This window comes from Streptomyces sp. PA03-6a, from assembly GCF_033792765.1.
In the GTDB taxonomy this organism is placed as follows: Bacteria; Actinomycetota; Actinomycetes; order Streptomycetales; family Streptomycetaceae; genus Actinacidiphila.
On sequence record NZ_JARAVK010000542.1, the window covers coordinates 1 to 1,739 of the forward strand.

The 1,739-nt window shown below is 71.8% G+C and carries 3 protein-coding genes; all 3 read left to right on the forward strand.

The genetic code is table 11. From position 1 onward, the window contains the following. The first annotated feature begins 336 nt into the window (after positions 1 to 336). A complete protein-coding gene (locus PV350_RS46475) occupies positions 337 to 957 on the forward strand; it encodes a sigma-70 family RNA polymerase sigma factor (protein ID WP_499513983.1) in 621 nt (206 codons plus the stop codon). 5 nt (positions 958 to 962) lie between these two features. Beyond that, positions 963 to 1,373: an acyl carrier protein gene (locus PV350_RS46480; protein ID WP_499513984.1), complete on the forward strand. Its 411-nt coding sequence runs from the start codon at positions 963 to 965 to the stop codon at positions 1,371 to 1,373. Further along, positions 1,366 to 1,739: hypothetical protein (locus PV350_RS46485; protein WP_500339293.1), on the forward strand; the 374-nt coding region annotated here is incomplete at its 3' end. The genes PV350_RS46480 and PV350_RS46485, both read left to right, overlap by 8 nt.

Consider the following 1,739-nt stretch of genomic DNA (forward strand, 5'->3'; position numbering starts at 1 on the left):
CGGTGGCGCACGCCTGGGCACGCCCCGCGCCCTCGGCGGCCTAGGGAGGGTCGGTGCACCCGCGGCACCGCACACGTGCGGTGCCGCCGCGGGGCGTGCCCAGGCGTGCGCCACCGTGCCCCGGCCCGCGCACCGGACGCACCGCTGTCCAGGTGCGGCCAGGCCGCTTGCTGACAGCGGGCACCGCTTGCCCGCAAACCCCCGCGCCGGGTTGCATGGAATACGCACCCGTCGAAAGTCCGGCAATTTCCAGACGGAGGAATCCCAATGACCCGGAAGGGGAATGCGGAGCTTCTGGCGGGGTGTGCGCGAGGGGAACAAACGGCCTGGGACGAGATGGTCGAGCGATTCGGCCGGCTCGTCTGGTCCGTCATCCGGAGCCACCGGATGAACGACGTGGACGCCGAGGACGTACGGCAGTTGACCTGGTTCCGGCTGGTGCAGAATGTGGACCGCATTCGCGACCCGGACCGGATCGGTGACTGGCTCGCCACCGTGGCGAGGCGTGAATCCCTCAAAGTGGTCACACGGGGAAAGCGACTCGTCATGGTGGGGGACAGCCAGACCCTCGAGGTCCTGTCCGGCCACCACGAGAGCCCCGAGCAGATCACCCTGCGGGCGCACCGCAAGGAAGAGGTCCTGCGGGCCATCGACGGCCTGTCGGACCAGTGCCGCGGCGTGCTGCAGATGGCGCTGGAGGACCCGCCGGCCTCGTACGAGGAGATCTCCTCGGCGCTGTCCATGTCGCTGGGCTCGGTCGGCCCCATCCGCACCCGCTGCCTGCGCAGACTGCGCCGCGCGCTGGCGGCCGCGGAGGAGGGCGAGCCCGTGCCGCCGTCCGGGCCGGCGCCCTGTGGGCGGTGCCCGGGGGGCGAGGTGTCCGGTCCGGGGCGGTCGGCGGATCTGGTGGGGGAAGGCCCCGAAGCCGCGGCCGGCCGAGCTGCCGGATGGGAGTGATGCGCATGCCTCGCTATGACGTCGAGGAATTGGTGCGGTCCGTCGTCGTGGAGGCGATGGGAATCGACCCGGAGAAATACCATCCCGATCTCGCCTTCGCCTCCGACCTCGGCCTGGAATCGCTCGACCTGCTCGACGTGTTCTTCCGGATCGAATGCTGTGTCCCGGTGGTCCTCTCCGTCGAACGGTGCGGCCGTTATCTCCAGGGCGAGGTCCCGGACGAGGAATTCTGCGACGCGAACGGAATCATCAGCCGGCGCGGTCTGGAAAGGCTGGTCGTCGTCATGCCGCAACTCGACCCCGAGGTCTGGGCGGGGAGACTCACCCTCGACCGGATGCTGGAGCGGCTGACCGTCGGGAACCTCGTCGCGATGGTCGAGCACATGCTGGCCGAAGGGCGGCCGGTCCATGCCTGAGGAATCGGCGCGGGCGTCCGCGGAGGGCAGGACCGTGGTGCGGGTGGGCAGTTGCGACGTCCACGTGGACTCCTTCCGGAGGCTGGTGGCCTGGCACGGCCCCGAGGCGCTGCGGCTGCCGGCCGGCGGCGCCTCGGCGGTCGGCTGGTCGCTGCGGCAGGCCGCGCTGCGGGCCCTGGCCGCGCCGCCCCGGGTGGGCGGCCGCTGGGGCGACATCGACGTACGGGGCCCCGAAGGAGGGCCCTGGACCCTGCTGTTCAAGGGCGAGCTGGCGCGCTTCGCCGACACCGTGCTCAGCGGTGACGTCAACGTGACCGTCACCGCCGACGCCGGCCGGGTCACCGCCTTCGCCGTGCTGACCCGCCG

What these genes read in the sequence shown, in the direction of transcription:
- PV350_RS46475 (WP_499513983.1), top strand. Translation starts at nt 337, where the DNA reads ATGGTCGAGCGATTCGGCCGGCTCGTCTGGTCCGTCATCCGGAGCCAC.
- PV350_RS46480 (WP_499513984.1), top strand. Translation starts at nt 963, where the DNA reads ATGCCTCGCTATGACGTCGAGGAATTGGTGCGGTCCGTCGTCGTGGAG.